A 5414-nucleotide genomic window follows, 5' to 3' on the forward strand; every position below is an offset into this window, starting at 1 on the left:
CTTAAATTGTTCTTATACGCGCTAATTTCGCCCCAATACCGTTCTATGCACACTTTTAAGCGCGTCCTATTTTCTCCAGTCGAGCGATCCAAATTTTCCAGACAACGAATTATTAAAACTTCCAAACAGAAATAAACCTAAAACGCTCCCAACGTCCCATATTTTACCCCGTGACGGTTCTAAACCGTTTAAATGACTATTACATTGTTTAACGGTTTCTATCTCTCTAACCTATCTTAAAACCGCGCTAATAGGATTTTGCCTAAAATCCGCCCCACTCCGTTTATTACTTAAAATAAACTTGTATTATTTTTTACGTCAGGCAAAAGCAATATATAATTATTTGCTTTTTTTTCCATTTTTTGGTTAACAAGTTTGCCTGACGTAAAAAAGTTTACACGATTAAAACATTATACTTATGGGTGACGTATAAACAAATCCCTACAGCTTTAGATGGTTAAAGTTGCGGGGGACTGTTGGGGACTTATTTAAATATCCCTGTACAATCCCTCTTGACAATATCCTGTTCCTTGGTTACTATCTAATTATGAATTTTATTATTTAAGGATATCAAGGATATGGACTAATTCATTTAGTCCACAGGATTGACAATTAAAATTAAAAACCGTCTTATACCCTCCTAAACAGTTTAAGAGGGCTTTTAATTTAATAGCAATCTGCCAACATTTGACAACTTAAATCATCGGCTAAGACACCATCTACATGAGCTATGACCTTTACTAAATCAATAGAACCTCTAAGGGCTTTTAGGAACTCATCAGCCAACATTTTGACATCTTCCCTACATTCCTTAAACGTACCCGCTACCAACTGTTTTACAACGGGTATCACGTCAATATGTTCACTTTTTAAGGTAAAACCATCAACTACTTGAGGCAATATAATTTCTGTTAGTGCCTTGGCTTCTTCCTTGGTTCTGGTTTGTAACATTACGTTAAAGCTTTCGACATCCAAAGTAGGGGGAATACCATAACTTTCATTACCTGTTACCGTTTCCCTGTTGGGTTCATAATTGGGGACGGATTGGAAAAATTCTGTAGTAGAATTAATTCCCATTTCTTCCATCAATTCCCGTTCCTTAGCTTTCTCGGTTTCGTGCTTCTCTAGTCGTTCTAAGTCACGGGTATACCAGTATTCACAGACTTGGTTAGCATCAATTACTTTACACGCTGGTTTATGCCACATCTGAACACGATTTCCATCACTACCCACACGCTTACCTATGACAAAAGCTAATCCAACCCAACCTACTATCCTTTGAGCCATTTCCATCGGATTCTCTAGTATTTCCTGCTCAATTTTCCATTTTTCCGTTAACGGGAAAAATAGTTTTTGGAACTTCCAGAAATTATTTAAGATAGCCTCAAAACATTCTTGTAATGTTTCGTTGTTTCTATCAAAATTATCTAACTCAAGTAATTTATCAAAACTGATTGAATCCAAAAGCTCTACTTTATCTCTGTAGGATTTTAGGTCAATTAAATAAGCCCTACCATCACCGTACTTTTTAGCTAATTCGGCTTTTCTAATGTCCAATTTGGGCATCAATTCTCGACCTTTAGACCACAGGTAAAACAGTTGCAAACGGTTATACAAATCTTTATCATCAGCCTTGATTAATTCTTCCGTGACTATTTCTACACCATAAGATTGCTTAATAGAGGCTTTACGAAGTTCCCGACGTTCCTTGACCGTCATCTCCCTTTGTTTTTTCAAAGTTTCAAGCTGTAACGGTTCGATATCATCGGCTTCGCTTGTTTCGACCCTATCAACTCTATAAGCTTCCTTGCAACCTTCAGCAATTTCTTTTCTAAGTGCCTTTTCTTCACTTTCGCTAGGCAGTTGTACAGGGTTGTAATCTAGCGTAGGCAAAACATTATCACAAATAATATGTCCTTCTTCCCTAAGACCATTTAAAATGCTGTCTCTGTAGTTGCGGTTGGTGTAATTGATAAAAGCCCCAAATTTAGCCCAAGCCGTTGTAAATGGATCAAAGGAAAAATCACCTGTTTCTAAATCTTCCTGTAAACCATTTTCTTTTAAATAATCTTTCAATTCGGCTTGTCTATTTTTCTCATCTCTGAGAATACCATTAGCCCAAATCATCCCATTACCAACCTTAGTTAAACCTTTTTTATTGATCCAAATAAATCTAGGAACAGGCTTTCTATACCGTGCTAAAAATTGCCTAACAGTATTGGCAGTTTGTAAACCGGAAAAAATGCCAAATACAGCGTCGAAACGGTCAATGTCAATACTTACTCCCGTTTCAATTACTGATGTGCAAAGAACCACATCATAATCAAGTAATACCTCGTTTAATCTTTCAGTACATTTGTAAGCTGGATTTTGTGGATCTGCTACGGTGTGACCGTCAACTATTAAAATTTTTAAATCTGGAAATCTTTTTTTAATTTCCTCAAACAGATATTGAGAACCATACTTGGCCTTAATCTGTTGACCTGATAGACAGAATAATAATTTTTTACCCTGCTTTAATTGGTCGAAGGCAACCTTTACGAGAGAACCGGGAGTATTGCCTGTAAAGTGGCAAATCTTCCAAGGATTCTTGTATTTGTACTCATTTACAATAATGTATCTTTTTTTATTTCCATCAATTAAACCAGAAATAAAATTAACCGCGATATCGTTTAAATCAGCATCAGCACAAATAATTTTGCCACCGGACTTAATAACAGTATTTAGCAGCAATTTTAAATTGTTAAACACTCTAACCCGTTGTTGTTTCATGTGAGGGTCGGTCAAGAGATGCCAAATTAGCTGACAGACTTCATCTAAAACAAGAATTGCACCCTTCCAACTTTCAGGGTTAAATCTAGCTTGGCTGTAAGGATGTAGAGAGTTGATGCACAGCCCGTAACCATAAGCTAATTTATCAATTTGGCTTTGCTCTGTTTTTTCATCCACATAAGGTAGTTTGAATTTTTCACACAATGCCCTACCTAATTGGACGCGGTGAACAATCGCTAAAATTCTTTTTTGTTCACCCTCTGAAAACTGTTTCAACCATTCAGCCATACTCCAGGTTTTACCCGTATTTTTATCTGATTTGATAAAGATTAAATTTCTATCAGCAGGTATATCTAAAACGCCAATTTTCTCTTTATTAATAAGCAAATCAGCATCAATCAAGAGTTTATTTAAGTTGGAAGTTCCCCACTCTAGAAAAGGTATTTTAGATTGATAGATGATATCTAAATAATCCTTACCAACATTGAAAATTAAATCATCAATTCCTTTTCCAATCGCACCATTCCAGCGCATTACGGAAACAGTTGATTTTTGTTTTTTGATTTCAAACCCAAGACTATTTAAAGCCTTGGAAACGCTTACAATTGTTTTATGCTTGCTATCTGAATCAAAACAAACAACCCACTCTCTAGGAACATCAACAAAGTATTGTAAAGCCGGAATTAATTCGCGGTTGATGACTTTACCGTTTCCATCCTTTTCACTCACACCCCAAAGCCATACACCAGATACAGCAATTGCAAGTATACCGTGTGAAAGTAAAGCGGCTGCTTTTTTACTGCCTTCTGTAATTACTATGGTCAAACCGTTATCTCTCACATACTGCCAAAACTCCCAATCTTGACCGTCTAGAACCAACGGATCATCACAGAATTTTTCTTTAATATGTCTGGGAAGTCTTAGCGCGTACAGTTCGGTTAATTTGCCTTTTTTTCCTTTTGGGGCTTCATATCTGATGGGTTTACCTTTTTTGTCGGGTCTTGGTTGGTTTGGCTTAACTTGACACCATTCTGATTCATCACGGTTGTTAATCAAATCAACCGTCTTACAAACCATTGCACCAGCGTACAAATGCCCATACATACGCAACGTAGAAGCTGTCAATGCTCCAGTGTTAAGGCGTTTTTCGACATCAGATAAAATGTAGTTGTAAGTAGTGTTGCCTTCTACAGAAACATAATTTAAAGCCTTAATGCCGTCATCAATACTACTAAGCTCTAAATCTTTCCAATGCTTATAAATTAGCTTGGCTTCTGGATAGTTCTCTAGGAAAGTTTCATACTTGGCTTTTAATTCGGTTTCAGTTTTTTTGGGCTTGGCTGATCTAATTTCTTGCAGAGGTTTCTGTACAGAATTACCTTTTATCAGCTTGTAAAGCCGTTTTACAGCCTTAGCTGTAAAGGATTTGATTTTGCTCCCTGTAGCTTTAAATTTCAGTAAATCCTTAAATTTTGCAAAATCAATACAGTTTAACGCGGTTTGTAGTATTTCTAGAGTTAAACCGTTCGTAACGGTTTCTGAACCAGAATTATGAGAAGATTGTGAGAAAGTAGTACCTAAACTGTTGTAATTTTCTGTAATATCGTGTACTATGGAATTGTTAGACAACATTTTTGTAAATCCTGTGGGTGATTATGTTGCCTAACCAATCAAAACCGTTGTAAACTTGAAATAACAATATTTGAGTTTGCGGCGCGGAAGAAAAAAGATCGGTTTTTGACTGATTAAGCGTTAGCAAACTTTTTTTTTGGTTGAAAAGCTTACGAAAAAAACAACACACTCTCAAAACGCGCCTTCTGTAACAGTATTCCGTAACATCGCCTGGTAGCTAGTAGCGGAAAAACTTTCTCCCTTTAATGTAGCATAGATAATCTGAGGTTATAACCCAAATTAGCTTATATTTTTATTCAATATTCTTAAAACTCATACCCATTAAGGGTTTTCGGCTTTTCTCCTGATTTTCTTCCCTGATTCACCCCATAAGTAAATTTGACCCATTTTTTATTTGTTGCTATCTTGCGAATAAAAAATGGGTCAAATGTTTTTTAGGCATCAACAATATCAAACATATCCCCAATCGTTACGCCAAAATAACTACAGAGCTTAACAGCGTTTTGGCAGTCAATACGGCTAAAAGTATTTTTCATATATGCCCTTATTGTTGTTTCAGTCATTCCTACTTCTCTAGCCAGTTGGGCAATATTGAGATTACGCTTATCCATCAAGTCTTTTAGCTTACAAACCATAATTTTTTCCATACTGAAATTCACCTCTATATAACTATACTCTGATACTCAGCTATTGAGATATCAGAATTAATTATATATTCTTTGTTGTCACATCAGGTATCCTGATAGCTAGATACCATGATATCTAGCTAGTTAACGTTATATTAAATATTAACTACTCCCACACACCAAAAACCCATGACAACCCTAGAAATTAAGGAATTGACCCTCATTGAGTCGCAACTGACTAAATTAACCGCTTATTGCCAAAATGCCAACGTCAAGCGCACGCTATCCACCGCTAAGAAATCAATAGCAGTGGCACTATCCCAAGTATTAGAGGGTGTTTGAAAAGTCGGTGAGTGAGTAAAAAAGCTCTCCCAGTGTAAGCTG

The 5414-nt window shown here is 36.3% G+C and carries 2 protein-coding genes; both read right to left on the reverse strand.

Annotated elements, in window-relative coordinates:
- Positions 1-666: 666 nt before the first annotated feature.
- Entirely contained in the window at positions 667-4404 is a 3738-nt protein-coding gene (locus FJR05_RS15385; protein WP_168644905.1) for a plasmid replication protein, CyRepA1 family, read from the reverse strand.
- 434 nt (positions 4405-4838) lie between these two features.
- The gene (locus FJR05_RS15390; RefSeq protein WP_168644906.1) at positions 4839-5051 is read right to left on the reverse strand and encodes a helix-turn-helix transcriptional regulator; all 213 of its coding nucleotides are present in this window, start codon (positions 5049-5051) and stop codon (positions 4839-4841) included.
- Positions 5052-5414: the final 363 nt, after the last annotated feature.

Source organism: Dolichospermum sp. UHCC 0259 (genome assembly GCF_009711935.1).
Classification (GTDB): domain Bacteria; phylum Cyanobacteriota; class Cyanobacteriia; order Cyanobacteriales; family Nostocaceae; genus Dolichospermum.

Coding starts and splice junctions, on each gene's coding strand:
- FJR05_RS15385 (WP_168644905.1), bottom strand. CDS start 4,404: ATGTTGTCTAACAATTCCATAGTACACGATATTACAGAAAATTACAAC.
- FJR05_RS15390 (WP_168644906.1), bottom strand. CDS start 5,051: ATGGAAAAAATTATGGTTTGTAAGCTAAAAGACTTGATGGATAAGCGT.